We start from the raw sequence: 23515 nt of genomic DNA on the forward strand, positions 1-23515 counted from the left end.
AGGAGGCTGTTTTCCTTTTGGTACTGCTCATATTTGGGGTTTAACTAAAACTCTAAAATTATGAAACTGAGAATTTTGCTACTAGCCGCATTGGTTGTCTTTATGCTGCACTCTTGCGGAAAGGATGACACACCGGAAACGGCCAATAGGGCCCCTAAAATGGCAAATCAAAATAAATCCATTTCTGAGGATACACAACCTGGCACTTCCTTTTATACTGTGGTAGCAAGTGACGAAGATAAAGGAGATACATTGGAATTTTCCATTACGGAAAACGACAACGGACTGTTTACCATTAATACGAAGACTGGAGCTTTAAGTGTGGCCAGTGGGCAATCCTTGGATTTTTCCGTAAGTCAGACACACACCATAACGGTAAGTGTTACTGATGGTACGGATTCCACATCCGCCACCGTTACAATCACTGTTACCGAAGGAGAAGTACTAGTTGGAGCCGCTCCGGTAATGGTAGATCAGGAATTTGAAGTGGGCGATAATACCTCTGATTCTGATATCCTTGCATTAATAATGGCTACAGACGACGATTCCGAAAACTTGCAGTTCTCCATCAAAACCGATGAAGATAACTTGTTTAAGATTACACCTGAGGGAGCGTTAAGTCTTAAAGAGGGTGAGGAACTGGACAATTGGGAAGCTGATACGCATGAGCTAGAGGTAAGTGTTACTGATGATGAGATTATTGTGGATGCGAAGATCACGCTTAATGTTGTTGACAAACGTTCGTTTATTACAACTTGGAAAACTAATAATCCGGGAGAGAATGTAACTATTGCTATAGGCATGCTGGACTATGATTTTGAAATTAATTGGGGAGACGAATCCGCGGTTGAAAACGTCACAACAAATTTCTCTCCTCTTACACATGATTATGAGTTCGCAGGTACATACAAAGTTTCTATTCGTGGCAAGTTTCCTGGAATGTTTGCCGAAGGGGGTACTACATCTGATAAATTGTTTTCCATTGATCAATGGGGTGAAATAGAGTGGGAAAATCTGCATAGTACGTTTGCAGGATGCATCAATATGATTTATAAAGCAAAAGATGCGCCGAATTTAGCAAAGGTATCAGATATGTCATACATGTTTGCAAATGCAAATGTTTTTGATGGGAACCTAAACGAATGGGACGTCCAAAATGTGACGAATATGTCCAATATGTTTCGTAATGCCGCAGCTTTTAATGGAAATTTAAGTAATTGGAAAACTTCGAAAGTAACTGATATGTCATTCATGTTCAAAGGTGCTGCTTCTTTTAATGGGGATCTTTCTGGATGGGATGTTACCAAAACTGAAACCATGGAAAATATGTTTGAGGATGCAACTTCTTTTGAAGGGAAAGGTCTGGAAAGTTGGGAAGTAAAGGGTGTTTCAGATATGTATCTCATGTTTAAAGATGCCAGCTCATTTAATGGTGAAATTGAAGACTGGGATTTAAGCAATGTTGATAGCATGACTGGCATGTTCCTAAATGCGATTAGTTTTAATCGCTCTCTAGAACATTGGAACCTTAAAAAGGCACCAAATATGCTTAACATGTTACAAAATTGTGGAATGTCTGTAAATAATTATGACGCAACTTTAATTGGTTGGGCAAATAACCCCAATACTCCAAATAATTTAGCCATGGGTGCAAAGGGTTTATACTACTGTGAAGGTGCCGATGCTCATGAAACTTTAACTGAAGTCAAAGGATGGACTATATCTGATGAAGGTACGGACCCTAATTGCGAACTTTAAATACCTATTCAAATAAAACTAAAACACCAGTGGTATATGGTATGCTACTGGTGTTTTTTGTTTTCTAAACTGAAATACTCACTCCATCCGCAGAAATAGAATGCTGCTCATCAAAGTAAAAATCGATACGGCCCAGGTTAAGGCCATAGGCCCCAACTTGGTTGACTAAAACAGAAGCTCCGTTTAAGTTGGTTCGAATTTCAGGTTTATCTAAAAAGGTATGAGTATGACCTCCTATGATTAAATTGGTGTTGTAAGTGCGCTGGGCCAACAACACATCCGATGGCCGTTGCGGATTTTCATATTCGTAACCTAAATGCGAAAGACAGATAATTAAATCACATTGTTCTTCCTCCTTAAGCAAGCGTTCCATATCCAAGGCAATTTCGTAAGGGTCGTTATAAATAGTCTCCTTACTAAGTCGTTTGGTCACCAACCCATCCAAGGCGATTCCTAACCCATACACCCCAATTTTCAAACCATCCAGCTGGTAAGTTTTATACGGTTTTACAAATCCGTCGAGCACCGTTTTCGAAAAATCATAATTGGCAGAAAGTAAATCAAATGTACCATGGGGTATTTGAGCCAACAGCCCATCAACTCCATTGTCAAAGTCATGGTTGCCAATGGTTGCCGCATCATAGTTGAGTTTGCTCATTAATTTAAACTCCAATTCACCGCCGTAAAAATTAAAATAGGGAGTGCCTTGAAAGATATCCCCAGCATCAAACAACAAGGTATTGGGGTTTTCGTATCTAATTTGCTCTACCAAGGTAGCTCTGCGGGCCACCCCTCCTAAATTGGCATAACGCGAATGCGTAGTTGGAAAAGGGTCAATATGACTGTGTACATCATTGGTGTGCAAAATGGTGATATGCTTTCGGTTTAAAGTGGAACAAGCGTTTAAACTTAATCCGCCGAGTCCCACTAAGGCTGAAGCACCTGCAGTCTGGGCAATAAATTTTCTTCGTTTCATCTATTTACGTTGAATGAATCGGTTGTCTACATTTGCGGTTACCGTATCCACTTTTTTGAAATAATCGATAATTGCATTACGCACAAGATATCCGGTATCATGGACGGAGACCATATCATTGAAAAAACCAATACTAGGACCTCCTTGGACCAAATAATCAGATGTGGCTACGTAATAATTTCTGTTTTCGTCAAAAGGGCTACCATTGACATTGACGGATTCCAAATTGCCATTTTTGTCCAAAACAATTTGCATTCCGGCAATAGGGTGTACACGAGACGAATTGATTAAATAATCAATTAAATTTCGCATGGCCTTGCCATCCAATTCCACCACAGCAATGAAATTTTCGAAGGGCATCACCTCATAGGCGTTCCTCGCGGTCACATTTCCGGCAGAAATTATAGATCGAATACCACCACGGTTGAATACCGCAAAATCCAACTCCTTGTCCGTCTGTTTTAAAAACAATGGTCTGGTTTCCTTCAACAAGATATCCACCAACAAATTGCCCATACTGGTATTGCGTTCACCATCATCCAAGACCAAATCTTTTGGTACAATGGCCAATGTGCTGTCCAAAACCGCATTAATACGATTTCTATAAGGTGCCACGTAGGCCTCAATGGAATCGACGGCGGTATAGCTTTCAGTTATTGGAATAATAGTACCCTTGACTTCAGAGAGTTGCGTGGGGTCGTTCTTGCAAGAAGCTAAAATACAAATTGTTATAATTGAAACAATTTGTTTTATTTTTAAAATATTCACTAACGTATCTTTGTTTTAAGGAGTCTGGGTAGAATATTTACCTTTGTAAAAATGCATAAAAATAATGTTTTTAAAAGGGCTCCAAGATAAATTTAAGGTTAAATCGGGTCAAAAATACTTGCAGGAAGTAATGCTAAAACCAGCAGCAGTAGTTGGTAGAAGCAAGGGAATCTCAAGTATTGGTTGTATTGTGGATGTGGATAATTTTAAGAATGCTGAGGTATTCTATGACCTAATCGATGAATACGAATTAAGACCCAATGCCATCAAGATCATTGGCTATAAAAGAGAATATGATAAAAATTCACCATATGCCATCCAGATTTTTTCCGACAAGGATTTAGGTTGGAAAGGTGAGATTGAAAATGGCTACGTATTGGAGTTTTTGGGTAGGGAGTATGATATGCTGATAAATTATTATCAGGAAGACAATTTATTAATGAAATTATTGTCCGTTAAAACCCCGGCCCGCTTAAAAGTAGGTTTTGGTGCATTGGATCCTAAAATCAACGATTTGATTTTGAATACGACCTTAAATGATTTTGATTTATTCAAAAGCGAGTTGAAAAAGTATTTAAAGGTTTTAAACGAATTGTAATGGAGCAATTAATGGGAACAGGGGTTGCATTGGTGACGCCTTTCCAAGAAGATTTTACGGTTGACACAGCTGCTTTGGAGCGCATTGTGGAGTTCAACATTCAAGGAGGTATTGATTATTTGGTGGTACTGGGTACTACGGGTGAATCTGCTACCTTGTCCAAAACGGAGAAACAATTGGTTGCAGATACTGTTGTGCGTGCCAATGCTGGAAGATTGCCTTTGGTTTTGGGTGTTGGGGGAAACAATACTGCTGCTGTAATTGAAGATTTAAGGATATTGGATCTTTCGGAATTTGCTGCTATTCTATCTGTTTCTCCATATTACAACAGACCAACCCAGGAAGGGATTTACCAACATTTTAAAGCAATTGCCAAAGCATCGCCTGTACCTGTAATCATGTATAACGTACCCGCACGAACCGGTAGTAATATGTTGGCCGAAACTACAGTGCGTCTGGCTCATGATTCACCCAATATAGTTGCCATAAAGGAAGCCTGTGGGGATATGACCCAAATCGACAAGATCATCAAAGGGAAACCCGATGAATTTATGGTAATTTCAGGAGATGATTTTACGGCATTGCCCACGGTCTTGGCCGGCGGAGCAGGGGTTATCTCAGTATTGGGCCAAGGATTACCAGAATCCTTTTCACAAATGATTGCATTGGGGAGCAATGGAAATGCCGAACAGGCTTATGAAATCCACTATTCATTGTTACCTATGATGCATCTGATATTTGAAGAAGGCAACCCCGCCGGAATCAAGAGTATTTTTGAGGCATTGGATTTATGCAAGGCTGGGGTAAGACTGCCGTTGTTGGAAGCTACGCCATCGTTAAAACAACGAATCGCAGATTACTTAAAATCACTGGATAGGGTACCGGCATAGCCAAAGTTAAATGTTCGCCAAAACCCTTGGCGAAAACTATCGCACCACCTTATTTTTAGCGTTGGATTTCTATTTTTTAAATCCATTGATTATCACTAATTTTGCAAAATGTTTTTGAAAATGAGGTCGATTCTTCCGTTATTTTTCGCGCTAATTTTATTTTCCTCCTGTAATGAGTACCAAAAGGCACTTAAAAATGAGGACGTTAAGGTAAAGTACGATTTAGCACAGAAATACTATGACGCTGGTGATTTTAAGCGGGCAAAACGCTTGTTCGAACAAATCGCACCAAGGTATGTGGGTAAACCTCAAGGTGAACGGGTGATGTTTTTCTTTGCCAATTCTTATTTTGAAACCAAGGATTACTATTTGTCCGGTTATCAGTTTGAGCGTTTTATCAAATCATATCCTAGAAGTGATAAAGTACAGGAAGCTTCTTTTTTAGGCGCTAAGAGTTATTACAAACTTTCTCCGGCCTATTCCCTTGACCAAACCGACACAGACAAGGCATTATCAAAATTGCAGACTTTTATCAACACCTATCCAGAATCTGAATTTTTTGAAGAGGCAAATACCATGGCCAGGGAGTTGACCGCCAAAAAAGAGAAAAAGCAAATTGAGATTGCCAAACAGTTCAATAAGTTGGGGAAATTCAACTACCCTATATTGGTTTCTGCATTGACAGCTTTTGATAATTTCATTTCGGACAACCCTGGTTCCATATATAGAGAGGAAGCCTTATATTATAGAATAGAAGCGGCTACCAATTTAGCCTTGAACAGTACTGAAAATAAAAAGCAAGAACGTTTGCAGGAAGCACTGTCATCGTATAACAATTTAATGCGTTATTTCCCGGAGACCTCTTTTAAAAAGAAAGCGGATAATCTCTCCGAAAAAATACAGAAAGAATTGAGCGTTTATATTGAAAACGCCAAATAAAAGTTTAAACAATCCGTATATGCAAGATTTAAAAAACACCAAAGCTCCCGTTTCTACTGTTACGCACAACCGAAACGAATTTGATGAGAAGACGGAAAACATCTACGAAGCAATTTCAATTGCTTCAAAAAGAGCGATCCAAATCAATTCTGAAATAAAGAAAGAATTGTTGGAAAAACTAGAGGAATTCGCAACATATAGCGATAGCTTGGAAGAAGTTTTTGAGAACAAAGAACAAATTGAGGTTTCCAAGTTTTATGAAAAACTTCCAAAGCCACATGCGCTTGCTGTTATGGAGTGGTTGGAAGATAAAATCTACTACAGAAACACAGAGAAAGACGCCTAACATATGCTGAGCGGTAAAAATATCCTTTTGGGCGTTACCGGGGGAATTGCCGCATACAAGACAACTTTTCTTGTTAGGTTATTGATAAAAGCTGGTGCTCAGGTCAAAGTAATAATGACCCAAAGCGCCAGCTCTTTTGTTTCCCCCCTTACACTTTCCACCTTATCCAAAAATCCAGTTTTATTGGATTTTGTGAATGAAGAGGACGGAAGTCTATCGTGGAACAATCATGTAGAACTAGGTCTTTGGGCAGACCTGATGGTAGTGGCACCGGCCACTGCAAATACCTTGTCCAAAATGGCAAATGGTACTTGCGACAATTTGTTGTTGGCGACCTATTTGTCTGCAAAGTGTCCAGTTTATTTTGCTCCTGCTATGGATTTGGACATGTACAAACATCCCTCGACGGAAGCTTCTCTAAATAAACTCAATTCATTCGGAAATATAATGATACCCGCAGAATCCGGGGAGTTGGCAAGTGGATTGCATGGTGAGGGTAGAATGGCAGAACCAGAAAATATTCTGAGCTTCTTAATGGATGACTTAAAACAGGGGCTACCATTACAAAACAAAAATGTACTGATTACCGCAGGCCCTACCCAAGAAGCTATAGATCCTGTCCGTTTTCTGGGAAATCGTTCTTCTGGAACAATGGGCTTTGAACTGGCAAAAAGAGCGGCCAATTTAGGTGCCAAGGTGTTTTTAATAGCTGGACCAACTAATTTGGATATTGTTCATGAGAACATTCAATTGGAACGTGTTACATCAGCTCAGGAAATGTACGATGCCTGTCACAAGTATTTTGATCAAATTGATGTAGCCATTGCGGCTGCGGCTGTTGCGGATTACCGTCCGAAACATGTGGCAAAGGAGAAAATGAAGAAGAAAGCGGGCGATTTGACACTGGAATTGGAGCGCAGCCCAGATATTCTTTTGTCCCTTGGAAAACGAAAACAAAATCAATTTTTGGTTGGCTTTGCCTTGGAGACGGAAAATGAGTTGGAAAATGCCAAAGGAAAGTTGGAACGCAAACATTTGGATGCAATCGTTTTAAATTCCTTGAAAGATGACGGAGCAGGTTTTGGGGGTGCCACGAATAAAATAACCTTCATTGATAAGAATTCACAGATAAAAACGTTTGCATTGAAGACGAAGCCAGAAGTAGCTTCGGATATTTGGGAAGAAATTATCACCAGAATTCATGCGTAGGCTCATTACCGCTGTTTTACTTTTATTCATCCTGCAAGTTTCCTTTGCCCAGGAACTAAACTGTACGGTTACCGTCAACTCTGATCAGGTAAGCCAGACCAATCAACAGATTTTTAGAACCTTGGAAAGGTCGCTTAGTGACTTTGTAAACAAAAGCAAATGGACCAACAGGGTATACCGAGAAAATGAACGCGTTAATGCAAGGATGTTCATTACCGTCAGTCAATATGAATCTGATAGGTTTGAGGCCAATATTCAAATTCAATCTTCAAGACCGGTATTCAATACTTCCTACGAAAGTCCAATTTTCAACTATAAGGATGATGCATTCAACTTTCAATATTTAGAATTTCAGCCTTTAGTCTACAATGAAAATGTCTTTGAATCCAATTTGATTAGTGTTATAGCTTATTATGTGTATGTAATCCTCGGTTTGGATGCTGATACGTTTTCATTGGAAGGTGGTGATGAGATGTTTCGCAAAGCTCAAAATATTGTTACCCAGGCGCAAGGATCCAATTTTTCTGGTTGGAACCAAGAAACAGGTGAGCGCTCTCGGTTTGAGTTGGTGGATAACCTAATGAGCAATTCATTTAGGGAGTACAGGATTGCGATGTACAATTACCATAGAAAAGGGTTGGATATCCTCGGCGATAACAATAGTACGGGCAAACAGGTGATTGCTGGTAGCATGCGATTGTTTGAGACCTTGATCAAAAGAAGACCCAATGCTTTTTTGATTCAAACTTTTTTCGATGCGAAATCTGAGGAAATCCGTAATATTTTCTCCGACGGACCTAAAGTGGATATTGTAAAGCTTAAGGAAACCCTCAATCGCGTAGCTCCATTTTATTCCAGTACTTGGAACGAAATAAATTACTAGCCATTTTCTTCAAAGTGCTATATCTTTACGGGATAAATCCGCTGTATTGCTAACAAATCTTTCCATTCAGAATTATGCATTGATTGATGATGTGAATGTTCCATTTTCCAATGGTTTCACAACCATCACCGGTGAAACAGGAGCAGGTAAGTCCATTTTATTGGGTGGGCTTTCCTTGGTTTTAGGAAATAGGGCAGATTTGTCCTCACTTAAAAACCAAGACCAAAAATGTATTATCGAAGCGGATTTTGATGTTTCCAAATACGATTTAAAACAGTTTTTTTCTAAAAATGATTTGGATTATGAGGATCACACCATTTTGAGAAGAGAGATTTTACCTAGTGGCAAATCAAGGGCGTTCGTGAATGACACACCTGTAACATTGGACATACTAAAAGGACTTGGTGGGCGATTGGTGGATGTTCATTCCCAGCACCAAACCCTTCGCATGACTGAAAATGAATTTCAGTTAAAGGTTGTTGATGCTCTTGCTGCTAACCAAGACAAGCTTTCCTTGTATAGAAGTCAACTAACCGTTTATCGAAGCGAGACAAAAGCACTTCAAGAATTGTTGGATTTCCAGGCAAATGCGTCTAAGGAGCATGATTATAATAGCTTTTTATTGTCAGAGCTTGAAGCGGCCAAATTGACCAGTGGGATGCAGGAAACCTTGGAAGCGGAATTTGAGCAATTGAACAATGTTGAGCAAATCATGGAGCAATTGGCTGCAGGTCATCAATTGCTAAATGATGAGCAGCTAGGTCTTTTAGGACAATTGTCGGAATTGAAAAGGGTGTTTCAGAACTTGGCCAATTTTGGAGATTCCTACACCAACTTAAATGAGCGCGTGCAATCCTTGTTTATTGAAATGGATGATGTAGCAGAAGAATTGGAAACCATCAAAGATAAGGTAGAGGCAAATCCGGAAAGATTGGAAACCGTCAATGCCAAATTGCAACAATTGTACGACCTCCAAAAAAAGCATCAGGCGGCAACAGTTGAGGAATTGATTGTTATTCGGGAAGAGTTGTCTTACAAAGTAAGTACCATTGAGAATATTGAAGATAGTATTGCCGAAAAGAAGTTGTTAGTGCAAAATGCCACTGACGAGTTGGAAGCTGCAGCGATTGCTATACGAGACGCAAGAAATGCTGTGATTGCAAAATTAAAAACGTTGCTCCAGGAATACCTATACGAATTAGGGATGCCATCAGCCAGTTTTAAAATTGAAATCAATCCTTCGGAAGCCTTCAAGACCAATGGGAAAGATGATTTGGTTTTTCTCTTTTCTGCAAACAAAGGGTCTGACTATGGGGAATTAAAAAAAGTGGCTTCAGGTGGTGAACTCTCAAGAATCATGTTAGCTATCAAATCCATTTTAGCAAAATATGAGCAATTACCAACCATGATGTTTGATGAAATAGACACTGGGGTTTCTGGAGAAATTTCGAATAAAATGGGTGAGATAATGAAGGATATGAGTGCGCATATGCAAGTATTTTCAATTACCCATTTACCACAAGTGGCCTCTAAAGGTCAGCAACAATTCAAAGTTTTTAAGGAAGAGAACCAGTCAGGCACGACTACGCACATGAAAAAACTAAATGTTGATGAACGCGTAACAGAGTTGGCAGAGATGCTAGGTGGCAAAAATATTTCAGAGTCGGCGTTGGCACACGCAAAGCAGCTTTTACAGTAAAAAATCACCGGTTTGGGATATCCTTCAAAATCATTTAGAATGGATATCTTTGCCGCAAAACCAACAATAAATATTCAGTATGTCATATAATCTATTAAAAGGCAAGCGAGGAATCATTTTTGGCGCCTTGGATGAAAATTCCATAGCTTGGAAAACAGCAGAGCGAGTGCATGAAGAAGGTGGGACCTTTGTTCTTACCAATGCACCTATTGCTATGCGAATGGGTAAAATCAATGAGTTGGCGGAAAAAACCAATTCCCAAATCATTCCAGCGGATGCAACTAATGAAGAAGACCTTCAGAATTTGGTTGCTCAAGCAATGGAAATCCTTGGTGGTAAATTGGATTTTGTTTTGCATTCCATAGGCATGTCTGTCAATGTTAGAAAAGGACGTGCATATACAGATGAAAAGTATGATTTTACTGCCAAAGGTTGGGATGTTTCAGCGCTATCCTTTCATAAAGTAATGCAATCCTTGTTTAAGGCTGATGCCATGAACGAGTGGGGTAGTATTGTGGCATTGACCTATATGGCAGCACAACGAACTTTTCCAGATTATAACGACATGGCGGATAACAAGGCATACTTGGAGTCTGTTGCAAGAAGTTTTGGATACTTTTTTGGGAAGGAAAAGAAGGTTCGTGTGAATACCATTTCCCAGTCGCCAACTCCAACTACAGCTGGTCAAGGTGTAAAAGGATTTGATGGGTTCATCAATTATGCGGAAAAAATGTCACCATTGGGTAATGCAACTGCGGCAGACTGTGCTGATTACACTGTGAGTCTTTTCTCAGATTTAACCCGGAAGGTAACCATGCAAAATCTTTTCCATGACGGAGGATTTTCCAATACAGGCGTAAGCCAAGAAGTAATCGACGAATTCAGCGAATAATTCAGCTGTGAACTCATAAGGGCCATCCAATAAAGGATGGCTTTTCTGTTTAAGGATGAATGTACAGTTTTCCATAATAGTCCCGGTATACAATAGACCAGAAGAAGTGAGGGAATTGCTCCTCAGCCTCAAAAACCAAGAGTTTTCTGAGCCTTTTGAGGTGGTCATTGTTGAGGATGGTTCTTCGGAGACTTCAGAGCCCATCGTCGCTTCTTTCCAAAATGAACTGGATATTTCCTATTATTTCAAACCAAATTCCGGGCCGGGCGACTCTAGAAATTTCGGAATGGCAAAAGCCAAAGGCAATTACTTTATCATTTTGGATTCCGATTGCATCCTTCCGAGTCAGTATATGAATGAGGTGCGGCGTGAATTGAAATCAGAATTCGTTCATTGCTTTGGAGGACCTGATGCAGCTGACGAATCCTTCTCAGCTGTCCAGAAGGCCATCAACTATGCTATGACATCCTTTTTTACCACAGGAGGTATTCGAGGTAGAAAGAAGGCTGTTGGGAAATTCCAGCCACGCAGCTTCAACATGGGATTATCCAAAGAAGTATTTGAGAAAACCAAAGGGTTCGGGAGAATTCATCCAGGCGAGGACCCTGATTTGACTTTTAGAATTTGGGAAGCTGGTTACGATTCACGATTGTTCCCGAATGCATATGTTTATCATAAGAGACGAATTGATTGGAGTAATTTTTTTGTTCAAGTAAACAAATTTGGTCTGGTAAGGCCCATATTGAACAAATGGCATCCAAAAACCGCAAAACTGACATATTGGTTCCCTTCACTATTTATCATGGGTATATTAGCAGCTATCTGCCTTTCATTGTTCGGATACCATATCCCCATTTTAATTCTAGGAATCTATTTTATTGTACTTTTCCTAGATGCTTTGTACAGCACAAAAAGTCTTTTAGTTTCGATTTTGGCTATCTGCGCAACCTTGTGCCAGTTTACTGGATATGGATTAGGTTTCTTAAAATCCACAATCTTGCTTAATTTTAGTAACAAAGAACCAGAAGCGATTTTTCCCAAATTGTTCTTCAAAAACAACTAAGGTGGTCAAGAATATCATGCAAGGCTTAAACCGGAAGAAAGTGAAGGTGTTTTTACTTTTTTTGATATGCTCTTTCTTCGCTTGGTTCTTGAGTAATCTTTCGGAATCATATGAATCACGGGTTAATCTAAACCTGAATTACCGAAATTTACCGGACACCCTGTTGTTGGGAAACAATGCCGTTGAAACCATGGAGGCCAAATTAAGGACTAGTGGATTCCAGTTTCTTTATTATAAGTTTTGGAATAAGCGTGTGAACTTGGATTTAGCTGAGGTAGAATATAGAAACGGACGATTTTTGTTAAGTGAAGACCAGTTAAAGAAGCAATTGGATAGGCAGTTGTCGCAAAATATTTCCTTACTGGATCTTGATAGAAACCAACTAACGGTTGACTTGTATCAAGTTGCGAGAAAAGAAATACCAGTCGTAGCACAGCTGAACATTGAATATGAGCAGAACTACATTTTGGATGGGCCACCAGTTATAAATCCAAAAAATGTGACTATAAAGGGGCCAAATAGCGAAATAGATACGATCCAACGTATTTTAACCGCAGAAATTAAATTGGTCAATGTCTCTACCGACTTTACGCAAGAAGTGCAGCTGGTTTTTCCAAAAAATTTGGTCAACAGTATCTTCTCGCATTCCCGGGTGGCAGTAACCGGAAAGGTTGCAAAATTTTCAGAAGAAGTATTTGAGGTTCCAGTTCGGGTAATCAATCATCCTGAAGGTTATCAAGTGAAGACTTTTCCTAATTCGGTCAAATTACTATGCAAGGCCACAGTGGAACGTTTAAAATTGCTTTCCCCCAATAATTTTGAAGTAGTTGCGGATTACAAACAACTAGGGAATGCAAATGGGGATGAATTGATACTTGAGGTGTTTCGTCAACCGGAAAATGTTTATGATTTAAAGTTGATGGTAAACAAAGTTAATTTTGTTTTAGAGCAAGAATGAGAATAGTTGGGCTTACAGGTGGAATAGGGAGCGGAAAAAGTACAATTGCCAGGATGTTTCGGGAATTGGGTATACCTGTGTACGATTCAGACGAAGAAGCCAAAAAGTTAATGGTTGATTCACCAAAAGTAAAATCCGCTATTATGGATTTGTTGGGAGCGGAATCATATGTTGATGGTAAATTGAATCGCTATTATGTTGCTTCAAAGGTGTTTGTGGACCCTGATTTGCTCCTTTCCCTGAATGAGATAGTGCACCCAGCAGTCCGCGAGCATTTTAACTTGTGGGTAAAAAACCAAGAAAGTCCATATGTAATCCAAGAGACTGCATTGATATATGAAAATGGAGTTCAGGAGCAATATGATGCGGTAATACTGGTGGTTGCTCCGAAAGAAATTCGATTGAAACGTGTTATGGATAGGGACAATGTGGATTCGAAAAAAGTCCAAGATCGCATGGACAACCAAATGGATGATTCGCTCAAAAAAGATTTGGCCCAACATGTGATCACTAATTTGGATTTGGAAAGTACACGCCGACAAGTGTCAGATCTTCACCGTGTACTGGTGAAAGCCAAGAATTGATTTACCATTTTAACATTTTTGTTAAGGTTAGGTTAAACGATAAAAGGCCTAAATGTTAAATTTCTAATTTTACCCCAATGAACAAGAAGCTATTTGTTCTTCTCGTCATTCTTATGAGCTTGTCCTTAATCGGGATAATTTTTGTTCAGGTTTACTGGATTAGAACTTCGATAAATGACAAGGAGGAGCAATTCTCAAGAACAGTTACGGACATCCTGGATAAGGTAGCAAGTAGGGTGGAGAAAAGGGAGATGAAGGATTATTCAGATCGTTTGGCTTCATTGGTAGATAGTGTGGACCAACCCAAATCTACCCAGTTCAGAAATTTTTTGTTTGTAGACAGGGATTTAAACTCAGATGAAATTCTCTTTTATTCCCATGGAATACTTGAGGAAGATTACAATATATCATCAACGTTCTTTGATAACTTAACAGGGGAGGAGGATTCAACAACCATTACCAACTTCACAAGCAAGCGTACAAAAGCGGTTTTTCGTGAGGAGTACGGCTTGGATGGTAAGAGTTATAGTTTGACACCCATACAACGTGCAGAAAAAATTGGTGGCCTTTCAAGTATTGAGAAGCTTGCTTTGGAAGATGTATTTATGGAATATGCCAAAAGTAGGCCTATCCATAAAAGGGTGACCAAACAAGAATTGGAACTGTTACTTGGACAAGAACTTGGAAACAGGAACATAGATATAGACTACGAGTATGGAGTCTATAGTCAAGGTTACCCGACCAAAGTGAAATCCAAGAAGTTCAAATTTTCGGAATCTAAAATGTACAAGGCGCCAATATTCAAGGATAGTGAAGGGCTTAGTAATTTTTCATTGCTGCTCACTTTCCCATCCATGAATAAATTCTTGTTTCAATCCATTATGGGCATGGCTTTGTTGTCTTTGGTATTTACGTTGGTCATTATGGTGGCATATTCCAGTGCGATCTATCAATTGATCAAACAAAAGCAGATTTCAGAGATTAAAACAGACTTCATCAATAACATGACCCATGAATTCAAAACGCCGATTGCGACAATCAATTTGGCAGTAGAGGCCATACGAAATCCAAACTCAATAGAGGATAAGGAAAAAGTACTTCGCTATTTGGGAATGATCAAGGATGAAAATAAACGTATGCACGCCCAAGTAGAAAATGTCTTGCGGATATCCAAATTGGAGAAAAACCAGCTGGATATCAGTAAAGACAGGGTTGATGTTCATGATATTATTGAAGATGCGGTAACCCATATTGAATTGATTGTTGCAGATAGAGGTGGTTATGTGCATACGCATTTGGATGCTGGACGTTCAGAAGTTCTAGCTAACGACACCCATTTTACCAATGTGATCGTGAACATGTTGGATAATGCCGTCAAATATTCACCTGAATCCCCAAAAATTGATGTATATACCGAATTGGTGAAAAATAGCATCATAGTTAAGATCAAGGATCAAGGTGCAGGAATGAGTAAAGTGGTTCTTAAAAAAGTGTTCGAAAAGTTCTATCGAGAACACACCGGAGACATTCACAATGTTAAGGGACACGGATTAGGACTAGCTTATGTAAAACGAATAGTAGAAGATCATCAGGGAGAGGTTTATGCCGAGAGTGAAAAAGGTAAAGGCAGTACTTTCTTTATAAAACTCCCCTTAATTTAAAACATATGGAGACAGAGAAAAAGAAGATTCTATTGGTAGAAGATGATCCCAATTTTGGGATTGTTCTCAAGGATTACTTATCCATGAACGACTTTGATGTTGTTCTTGCCAAAAATGGAATGGAAGGGTTTGAAAAGTTCAAAAAAGACAATTATGACGTTTGTATTTTAGACGTCATGATGCCTTACAAGGATGGATTTACCTTGGCTCGCGAAATCAGGGAAAAGAATGAGAACGTTCCAATTATTTTCCTAACAGCTAAAACCATGAAGGAAGATGTCCTAAAAGGTTATAAGGCAGGAGCAGACGACTATTTGAACAAGCCATTCGATTCTGAGGTATTGCTAATGAAACTTAAAGCAATTCTTCAAAGAAAAGCTTCAAGTACTCTGGCTGACAGCAAGCAATTCGAATTCGAAATTGGTAATTTCCATTTGAATTCCAAGCTGAGGTTCCTAACATATATGGAAGAAGAACCTATTAAATTGTCTCCTAAGGAAAATGAGTTATTGCGTTTGCTTGCCTTGCATGAAAATGATCTAATGCCAAGGGAATTGGCATTGACCAAAATCTGGCGGGACGATAATTATTTCACTTCTCGAAGTATGGACGTATATATCGCCAAATTGCGTAAGTACCTTAAGCGAGATGATGTGGTCGAAATCCTAAACATTCATGGTGAAGGATTTAGATTGGTCGTTAAAGCAGAAAATCAATAAAAGATTATAAAACACATAAAAAGCCACCTTTGGGTGGCTTTTTTTATTGATTGTTATTTGATGCCAGATACTCCAGAATTTTCGCGACAATCTCCTCTGGACCGGAAGTGATAGAAACTTCAAGTGCCGAAGCTGGTGTTTCCAAAGTATCAAATTGTGATTGCAATAATGCAGATGTCATATAATGTGATTTGCGTTTTTCCAATCGGGATTTTATAAGGTCGAATGAACCTGTTAAATGAATAAAAGCCATTTGACCTTCAATTTTATTCCTTAATAGCTTCCGATAGGTCTTTTTTAAGGCCGAGCATGCAATTATTGCTCCATGCAATTTATGCTCAACTGCTAGTTCATTCAGACGAATAAGCCATCCTTCCCGGTCATGGTCATCTAATGGAATGCCATTGGACATTTTATCAATATTCGCTTTGGGGTGGAAGTCATCGCCGTCAAAAAAAGGAATGTCCAGCTGGTCGGACAGCAGGTGACCAATAGTGGATTTACCTGTGCCGGAAACACCCATGAGGATAATGATGGTATATTTTGAGGTCATGGTGTCTAGTTTAATTGCAATTGATTCAATACAGTGGTTAAATCATACATATAATCCACCCATATGATCTGTTCGTTTTTACGGAGCCATGTAAGTTGCCGTTTTGCAAATCTTCGGGTATTCTTTTTTATTTCCTCCACTGCAGTGGCCAAATCAAAACTGCCATCCATATGTGCAAACAACTCCCTATAACCCACTGTTTGAAGGGCATTCAGATTTCTAAATGAATACAGTGCCTTGGCTTCTTCCAATAATCCATTTTCCATCATCAAGTCAACTCGCTGATTGATTCGATCGTAGATGACTTCCCTTTCGGCATTTATTCCCACATAAACAGCATTAAAATTACGAATAGGTTTATCTTGTTTTAAGAATGAGCTGTAAGGTTTTCCTGCGGAAATGCTTACTTCTAAAGCCCTAATAACACGATGCGGGTTCTCTAAATCCACTTGTTCGTAATAGTTGGGGTCTCTTTTTTTAAGTTCATCTTGCAAACTAACAAGTCCCAGATTTTCAAGGTTTTTATTTAGCTGAATTCGAAGCCCAGGGTCCACCTGTGGAAAATTGTCGAGTCCTTTTATTACTGCATCCACATATAGTCCGCTCCCACCTACCATAACCACGGTCTTATGCGATTTATACAAGGAATCCAATTTGGCAATTGCATCATGCTCAAAATCGCCAACCGAATAAGGCTCATTTATGCTGATGTGTTGGATGAAATGATGCGTTACAGTATCAAGCTCTTCACGCGTGGGGACGGCGGTTCCTATCTGCATTTCTTTGAAAAACTGTCTTGAATCCGCAGATATAATCTCCGTTCCGAAATGTTGGGCAAGTTCTATTCCCAATCTCGTTTTTCCAATGGCCGTTGGGCCTACCACCGCAATGAGGGTTTTGGAACTCATAGTAACTCGCCGCAGTTATAACAATGGGTCGCATCATCGCGATGTCCTTCAGCGGTACAACTAGGACAAGCTTGAGTGTTGGTGTGGACCAAATGATTGCCCTTTTTACCTTTTTGATGCTTGGAAAACTCTACTGTGACAATGCCAGTGGGCACCGCAATGATTCCGTAACCCAATATCATGATTACGGTTGCAAAAAACTGTCCTAGATTGGTTTGCGGAGCAATATCACCATAACCTACGGTGGTTAGTGTTACAATGGTCCAATAGATACTACGCGGAATACTGGTAAAGCCAGCCTCATCACTTTCAATTAAGTACATGGCCGTACCAAGCATTACAGAAAGTATCAATACAACGTAAATAAAGACTGCAATTTTAGCACGGCTCGCCTTTAAGGCTGCCTTTAATTGCGAAGCTTCGCCCAAGAATTTCACCAACTTCAAAATCCTAAATATCCGTAGCAATCGAAATGCCCGAATGGCCAACAGAACCTGAGAACCTGCTAAAATATAGGAGAGGTAGAGCGGAATGGTAGAAACAAAATCCACAATTCCATAAAAACTGAAGACATATTTCCAAGGACGGCGGATACTAATAAGACGTGCGATATACTCCAAACTAAAGAAAATCGTAACGACCCATTCAAGGGTGAGCAATAGTTTGTGATGGTTTGCATCAATCTCCTTTACACTTTCCAGCATTACAAGGACAACACTGAGTACAATAAGAAAGACCAGGACGATATCAAAGATTTTACCTAACGGTGTATCCGCTTCATAAATGATTTCATGAATGGTATTTCTCCAGCCTGACTGTGTTTTTTGTCTTTTCAATCGGTGGGTGTTAACTCCAAAATTTTGAGATGGTCGTTTTTCCTCAGATACGACTCCACTATGAAGGTGGTATTATCATCACTTGTCATTGGAGTGGTAATTGATTCCAATATATGAATATTATTTATTTGATGGTTGAGTTCCACATAGCCATAGCCTTTTAAAACGCCTTCTCTAATAAGTATAAAACTGCGTTCTCCTAGCTCTCTACCTTTATCCAAAATCGCAATATTCTTTTGGTTGATGCTGTATTTTAGGAATGCCTCTTCTAGTTTCAGGTTAAATTCCTCTGCGTTGTTATGGTTAATACAATTGTTCGCGGGTGTTAAATTTGTGCCATTTGAAGCCAATGCCAAAGTATCCGGGCAGAGATTGTATTCTTCACTGATTTTTTTGAGGAAGCTTTTTGCTGAAGGAATCCCGTTGAATCCAATGTTCCGCTGTTTTTTAAATCGATGTTTCACAATTTCCAGTGTTATATGATCCGTACCGTTTTGATAAAAATTCAGCACATGCGAAAACAGCTTCTTTTTGGCTACCTGGTTATGTTTTGGCCTTGTCTTTTGCATTTCTTCATACTCCTTTAGAATTGCGACCAATTCACTGCCTGTTCGTTCAAAAGAAACTTTTTTGGTCTCTTTTTGAAGCTTTCTTGCCAGTTGCCCAACGTTGGTAAAATGCTGATTGACTCTTTTTTTAGCGTTTTTGGTCTTTCCCAGAAAAATTATCTCGCCGTCTCGGTCATGCATATAATACACTCCAGTTTCAGAAGGTAACTCTGATACAATATCCAATTGGGTAGGCGATAATTCACCTTCGGTTTCTTCACGGATAACCTCTGTTAAAATGCGTTTATCTGAATCTTTGTCTAGAAGTAGCCTAAAAAGTTTTAATGTGGCGATGGCATCTCCGTTGGCCCTGTGTCTATCGCTCATAGGAATTCCAAGCGAGCGTACCAGTTTACCTAGGCTATGCGATTCGGCATCAGGGATAAGTTTCTTGGATAGGTCAACAGTGCATAGGGTCTTGCGTTGAAAATCATAACCAAGTCTTCTAAACTCAGTACGCAAAATTCGATAGTCAAACTGGGCATTATGGGCAACCAAAACTGCACCTTCCGTAATTTCCACAATTCGTTTGGCAACTTCATGGAACTTTGGCGCTGTACGTAGCATTTTATTATTGATGCCAGTAAGTTTAGTGACAAAAGGTTGAATTTCCCGTTCAGGATTCACCAGACTGATGAATTGATCTACCACCTGATGTCCATCAAACCTGTGGATTGCAATTTCCGTTATACCTTCTTCATTGTATTTGCCTCCGGTGCTTTCTATATCAAGTACAGCGTACATGGAACTGACAGATAAATGGATTAATTGTAGTTACGCACACCAAAGATACTACTTCCTATGCGCACCATGGTACTGCCTTCCTCAATGGCCACTTGGTAATCTCCACTCATACCCATTGAAAGTATGCTGAGACTATCAATTTTTTTCTTCACGGAATCATAAATGGTTTTGAGATTCCCAAATTCTTTGCGAATCTGAGTTTGGTTCTCGGTAAATGTGGCCATTCCCATAAGTCCACAAATCCTTACGTTTTCCAGTGCTTTGAATTCATTAGAGGTAAGCAAAGCGTTCAATTCTGACGTATTAAGCCCGAATTTGGTGGATTCCTCGGCAATATGTATTTGCAACAAGCACGGTATAATTCGATTGTGCTTCATCGCTTGCTTATTGATTTCAGTTAACAATCGTAAACTATCAACACCATGTACAAGTGACACAAATTCCGCCATGTATTTGACTTTGTTGCGCTGTACATGTCCGATCATGTGCCATTCAATATCCTTGGGTAGCTTTTCCCATTTTTGGGCCATTTCCTGAATTTTATTTTCCCCAAAAACGCGTTGTCCTGCTTCATAGGCAGCCATAATATCCGTTTCAGGTTTGGTTTTGGAGACCGCTACAAGCGTTACGTACTCTGGTAAAGCATCTTTTATATTGGCAAGATTTTCTTTGATCATAGGCGCTAAAATTCGTAAATGGTCATTCCGCTGCGTAATTTGGGTTCTATATAGGTGCTTTTGGGTGGCATTACCTGTCCGGCATCAGCTATCGCCTTAATTTCCTCAATGGTTGTTGGCACCAAATTAAATCCAACCGCATAATCCCCTTTATCTATGTTATCTTTCATTTTTAGCACATTATGTTTGCCGTATCCATATGAAATGCGCTTGTCCTTCCTTAAATCGTGAATACCAAGAATGGGCTCCAAAATGGTTTTATATAAAATTTGTGTGTCCAATTTACTCAATGCATCGGTGAACCCATATACAGTTTTACGTAGGTATAGCGAATAATACTCGCCATCCAAATACATTCCAAAATGGTGTTTTTGTGTTGGCTTGTACAAACCGTCATCACGTTTTTCAATTCTGTAGAGTTCATCCAGTTGTATTAGGAATTCCTCCTTTGTGAATCCATTTAAGTCCTTGACCATCCGGTTAAACTCATATATTTTGATTTCCGTCTCTGGAATCAAATACGCCATAAAGTAGTTATAGGGTTCTGTGCCCGAATGATTTGGGTTTGCTTCTTTCTTCTTTTTCGCTAGCAAGTTGGATGAAGCACTACGGTGATGGCCGTCCGCAATGTAAAGTTTGTCCGTTTGTGCAAAACAGGTTTGTAGATTGCCAATCGTGGCGGAATCATCAATTTTCCAAAGTTGGTGATTGTATTTGTCTGTTGTAGTAAAATTGTATTCGGGTTCTTTTGATGCTTCATTTCTAATTATCTCATCAATGGCGCTGTTATTGGCGTAAGTAAGTAAAACGGGTTCGGCGTTAAAGCCAACTACATCCAAATAATCGGCAAAGAGTTTTTCACGTCTTTGGATGGTGTCTTCGTGTTTTTTAATGACATCATTTTGATAATCCAATACACTACAAGCGCAAAAGAAACCTAAACTATTGAAATCGCCTTTGGATATTTGATACAGATAAAAACAAGGTTCATCATCCTTTAAGAATATGTGGTCTTCCAAAAACTCCAAATAACGGTTGTGAACCAACCTAAAACGCTCCCTACCTTTGGTGTTTTTATGGAATTTAAATCCCGGATTGATGATATGCAAAAAGGAAAACGGATTGTATTTCAAAACCGATTTCAATTCATCCTTAGGATATTCTTCATAAGAGCGAGAAGCAACAAATGAAGCTTTGTCCTTAGCAGGTCTAATTGCTTTAAAAGGTTTTATAACCGCCATCTATCAGCTAAATTGACCCGCTACTTTTTCTGCCTTTCGAGACTCCGAATAATCATAAAACCCTTCTCCGGATTTGACACCCAACTTACCTGCCATAACCATATTGACCAATAGGGGGCAGGGTGCATACTTCGGATTTTTAAATCCATCGCACATCACATTTAAAATGGAAAGACAAACATCTAGACCAATAAAATCTGCAAGTTGAAGTGGTCCCATGGGGTGTGCCATTCCCAGCTTCATAACCGTGTCAATTTCAGAAACACCAGCCACCCCATTGTATAGTGTTTCTATAGCTTCGTTTATCATCGGCATAAGAATCCTGTTGGCAACAAAGCCAGGATAATCATTTACCTCAGTCGGCGTTTTTCCCAATTTAACGGAGAGATCCATAATGGTTTTGGTTACCGCGTCAGAAGTACTATAACCTCTAATGATTTCAATTAATTTCATTATTGGGACCGGATTCATAAAATGCATTCCAATTACCTTTTCCGCTCTATTGGTGGCGGCAGCGATCTGCGTAATTGAAATTGATGATGTATTTGTGGCAAGAATGGTATTCGCAGCACATATCTCATCCAATTCTTTGAAAATCTTTAGTTTGATTTCCAAATTTTCAGTTGCTGCCTCTACAACTAAATCAACATTTTTAACACCTTCAGAAAGACTGGTGAAGGTGGATAGGTTATTCAATGTATCTGATTTTTGTGCCTCAGTTATTTTTTCTTTGGACAACATACGGTCCAGGTTTTTGGTTATGGTGGCAATTCCTTTGTCCAGGGAGGTTTGTGAAATATCAATCAGATTGACTTGATGACCGTTTTGGGCAAAAACATGTGCTATTCCATTACCCATGGTTCCTGCTCCAATTACTGCAATTGTATTCATGCTATGTATTATTTGTATTGAGGGTTCTAAGTGAACCCTTTGGGTGAATCAAATTAAAAAGAACCGATGATCTGCAACGCGACGCGTAATGCTTTGGTTCCTTGCTCTAAAGTAACCACCGGTACCGTATCATTATTTATGGCATCTGCAAAAGTCTCCAACTCGTCCATAATGGCATTATTGGCTTCAATCTCCGGATTCTCAAAATAGATTTGTTTTTTTTCACCTTCGGCGTTTTGCAGGATCATATCAAAATCACCAGGTTGTTCCGGTGCATCTTTCATTTTCACAACCTCTACTTTTTTCTCGAGGAAATCTACTGAGATATAGGCGTCGCGCTGAAAAAATCGAGATTTTCTCATGTTCTTCAGGGAAATCCTACTGGAGGTAAGATTGGCCACACAGCCGTTTTCAAATTCGATGCGGGCATTGGCAATATCTGGGGACTTACTAATGACGGAAACCCCGCTGGCATTGATTTGTTTCACCTCAGAATCCACAACGCTGAGAATGGCGTCAATATCATGGATCATGAGATCCAATACTACGGGCACATCCGTACCTCGTGGATTGAATTCAGCCAATCGATGGGTCTCAATGAACATTGGTGTGTCAATATTGTCCTTAACTGCCAAAAAAGCTGGGTTGAAGCGTTCTACATGTCCAACCTGCCCTTTTACTTTATGCTTTTTGATCAATTCCAACAATGCCTCAGCTTCTTCCAAGGTATTGGTGATGGGTTTTTCAATAAAGATATGCTTCCCTTTTTCAATGGCCTTTTGGGCACAATCATAATGTGATAGCGTCGGGGTAACAATGTCCACTACGTCAACAGCATCCATTAGCGTATTGATGTTGGCATAATGGGTGTAGCCAAATTCATCGGCTACTTTTTTTGCATTGATTTCGTCTGGATCATAAAAACCAATCAGTTCGTATTTTTCCGATTCGTTTAGGAGTCTTAGATGGATTTTACCCAAATGTCCGGCACCAAGGACACCAACTTTTAGCATACCTACTGTTTTTGTCAAAAATAAGGATATGCCACCACTCTTCCATGAAAAATAAGCGTTGAAGACGCTATTAATTTTGATGGGTTCTTTTTAAATTCGTG

24 protein-coding genes are annotated in these 23515 nt (G+C 39.5%); 14 read left to right on the top strand and 10 right to left on the bottom strand.

The features are described from left to right. The first annotated feature begins 60 nt into the window (after positions 1 to 60). Positions 61 to 1758, top strand: coding sequence for a BspA family leucine-rich repeat surface protein (locus tag M3P19_RS03630; protein WP_249656258.1), 1698 nt, complete (start codon positions 61 to 63; stop codon positions 1756 to 1758). Positions 1759 to 1822: 64 nt separating this feature from the next. Here the strand turns inward: M3P19_RS03630 and M3P19_RS03635 are convergent, their stop codons facing one another. Both M3P19_RS03635 and M3P19_RS03640 read right to left on the bottom strand, forming a co-directional pair. Beyond that, positions 1823 to 2734, bottom strand: a complete 912-nt coding sequence (locus tag M3P19_RS03635) for a metallophosphatase (RefSeq protein ID WP_249656259.1) — start codon at positions 2732 to 2734, stop codon at positions 1823 to 1825. Beyond that, positions 2735 to 3502, bottom strand: a complete 768-nt coding sequence (locus tag M3P19_RS03640) for a 5'-nucleotidase C-terminal domain-containing protein (protein WP_249656260.1) — start codon at positions 3500 to 3502, stop codon at positions 2735 to 2737. A gap of 64 nt (positions 3503 to 3566) precedes the next feature. Here M3P19_RS03640 and M3P19_RS03645 point away from each other — a divergent pair, with 64 nt between their 5' ends. The 13 genes from M3P19_RS03645 to M3P19_RS03705 all read left to right on the top strand — a co-directional run bounded on the left by M3P19_RS03645 (position 3567) and on the right by M3P19_RS03705 (position 15943). Next, complete coding sequence (locus tag M3P19_RS03645) at positions 3567 to 4100, top strand: DUF6913 domain-containing protein (RefSeq protein WP_249656261.1); 534 nt, start codon at positions 3567 to 3569, stop codon at positions 4098 to 4100. After that, positions 4100 to 4990, top strand: a complete 891-nt coding sequence (gene dapA, locus M3P19_RS03650) for a 4-hydroxy-tetrahydrodipicolinate synthase (RefSeq protein WP_249656262.1) — start codon at positions 4100 to 4102, stop codon at positions 4988 to 4990. The genes M3P19_RS03645 and dapA overlap by 1 nt, the downstream gene beginning before the upstream one ends. Before the next feature lie 108 nt (positions 4991 to 5098). Further along, a complete protein-coding gene (locus M3P19_RS03655) occupies positions 5099 to 5929 on the top strand; it encodes an outer membrane protein assembly factor BamD (RefSeq protein ID WP_249656263.1) in 831 nt (276 codons plus the stop codon). A 19-nt stretch (positions 5930 to 5948) separates the two neighbouring features. After that, a complete protein-coding gene (locus M3P19_RS03660) occupies positions 5949 to 6275 on the top strand; it encodes a DNA-directed RNA polymerase subunit omega (RefSeq protein WP_147744181.1) in 327 nt (108 codons plus the stop codon). Between the two features lie 3 nt (positions 6276 to 6278). Next, positions 6279 to 7484: a bifunctional phosphopantothenoylcysteine decarboxylase/phosphopantothenate--cysteine ligase CoaBC gene (gene coaBC, locus M3P19_RS03665; protein WP_249656264.1), complete on the top strand. Its 1206-nt coding sequence runs from the start codon at positions 6279 to 6281 to the stop codon at positions 7482 to 7484. After that, entirely contained in the window at positions 7477 to 8367 is an 891-nt protein-coding gene (gene porD, locus M3P19_RS03670; RefSeq protein ID WP_249656265.1) for a type IX secretion system protein PorD, read from the top strand. The genes coaBC and porD overlap by 8 nt, the downstream gene beginning before the upstream one ends. Positions 8368 to 8413: 46 nt before the next feature. Beyond that, positions 8414 to 10066 carry a DNA repair protein RecN gene (recN, locus tag M3P19_RS03675; RefSeq protein WP_249656266.1) on the top strand — a complete coding sequence of 551 codons (1653 nt, stop codon included), beginning with the start codon at positions 8414 to 8416 and terminating at the stop codon, positions 10064 to 10066. Between the two features lie 79 nt (positions 10067 to 10145). After that, the gene (locus tag M3P19_RS03680; protein WP_249656267.1) at positions 10146 to 10958 is read left to right on the top strand and encodes an enoyl-ACP reductase FabI; all 813 of its coding nucleotides are present in this window, start codon (positions 10146 to 10148) and stop codon (positions 10956 to 10958) included. Positions 10959 to 11013: 55 nt separating this feature from the next. Then, positions 11014 to 12021, top strand: a complete 1008-nt coding sequence (locus tag M3P19_RS03685; RefSeq protein ID WP_249656268.1) for a glycosyltransferase family 2 protein — start codon at positions 11014 to 11016, stop codon at positions 12019 to 12021. Position 12022: 1 nt separating this feature from the next. Further along, the gene (locus M3P19_RS03690) at positions 12023 to 12979 is read left to right on the top strand and encodes a CdaR family protein (protein WP_249656269.1); all 957 of its coding nucleotides are present in this window, start codon (positions 12023 to 12025) and stop codon (positions 12977 to 12979) included. Further along, complete coding sequence (gene coaE, locus M3P19_RS03695) at positions 12976 to 13563, top strand: dephospho-CoA kinase (protein WP_249656270.1); 588 nt, start codon at positions 12976 to 12978, stop codon at positions 13561 to 13563. Before M3P19_RS03690 ends, coaE begins: the two co-directional genes overlap by 4 nt. A 77-nt stretch (positions 13564 to 13640) precedes the next feature. After that, on the top strand, positions 13641 to 15224 hold the full coding sequence (locus M3P19_RS03700; protein ID WP_249656271.1) for a sensor histidine kinase: 1584 nt from the start codon (positions 13641 to 13643) through the stop codon (positions 15222 to 15224). Positions 15225 to 15229: 5 nt separating this feature from the next. Continuing rightward, the gene (locus M3P19_RS03705) at positions 15230 to 15943 is read left to right on the top strand and encodes a response regulator transcription factor (RefSeq protein WP_249656272.1); all 714 of its coding nucleotides are present in this window, start codon (positions 15230 to 15232) and stop codon (positions 15941 to 15943) included. A 43-nt stretch (positions 15944 to 15986) separates the two neighbouring features. On the opposite strand, the gene M3P19_RS03710 is transcribed toward M3P19_RS03705, so the two are convergent. From M3P19_RS03710 to M3P19_RS03745, 8 genes are read right to left on the bottom strand one after another with little or no spacing between them, the layout of a single operon-like run. Then, positions 15987 to 16496, bottom strand: coding sequence for a gluconokinase (locus M3P19_RS03710; RefSeq protein WP_249656273.1), 510 nt, complete (start codon positions 16494 to 16496; stop codon positions 15987 to 15989). A gap of 5 nt (positions 16497 to 16501) precedes the next feature. Beyond that, positions 16502 to 17404 carry a tRNA (adenosine(37)-N6)-dimethylallyltransferase MiaA gene (gene miaA / locus M3P19_RS03715; RefSeq protein ID WP_249656274.1) on the bottom strand — a complete coding sequence of 301 codons (903 nt, stop codon included), beginning with the start codon at positions 17402 to 17404 and terminating at the stop codon, positions 16502 to 16504. Beyond that, positions 17401 to 18240 (bottom strand): ion transporter, encoded by an 840-nt coding sequence (locus M3P19_RS03720; RefSeq protein WP_249656275.1) that lies wholly within the window; start codon positions 18238 to 18240, stop codon positions 17401 to 17403. The genes miaA and M3P19_RS03720 overlap by 4 nt, the downstream gene beginning before the upstream one ends. Further along, complete coding sequence (locus tag M3P19_RS03725) at positions 18237 to 19592, bottom strand: exonuclease domain-containing protein (protein ID WP_249656276.1); 1356 nt, start codon at positions 19590 to 19592, stop codon at positions 18237 to 18239. Before M3P19_RS03725 ends, M3P19_RS03720 begins: the two co-directional genes overlap by 4 nt. A 20-nt stretch (positions 19593 to 19612) precedes the next feature. Continuing rightward, entirely contained in the window at positions 19613 to 20269 is a 657-nt protein-coding gene (locus M3P19_RS03730) for a YggS family pyridoxal phosphate-dependent enzyme (RefSeq protein WP_249656277.1), read from the bottom strand. Positions 20270 to 20274: 5 nt separating this feature from the next. Then, entirely contained in the window at positions 20275 to 21510 is a 1236-nt protein-coding gene (locus tag M3P19_RS03735; RefSeq protein WP_249656278.1) for a DUF1015 domain-containing protein, read from the bottom strand. Positions 21511 to 21513: 3 nt separating this feature from the next. Beyond that, complete coding sequence (locus M3P19_RS03740; RefSeq protein ID WP_249656279.1) at positions 21514 to 22401, bottom strand: 3-hydroxybutyryl-CoA dehydrogenase; 888 nt, start codon at positions 22399 to 22401, stop codon at positions 21514 to 21516. Between the two features lie 53 nt (positions 22402 to 22454). Then, complete coding sequence (locus M3P19_RS03745; protein WP_249656280.1) at positions 22455 to 23414, bottom strand: Gfo/Idh/MocA family protein; 960 nt, start codon at positions 23412 to 23414, stop codon at positions 22455 to 22457. Positions 23415 to 23515 lie beyond the last annotated feature (101 nt).

Origin of the sequence: Flagellimonas spongiicola, from assembly GCF_023502425.1 — a bacterium.
Classification (GTDB): domain Bacteria; phylum Bacteroidota; class Bacteroidia; order Flavobacteriales; family Flavobacteriaceae; genus Flagellimonas; species Flagellimonas spongiicola.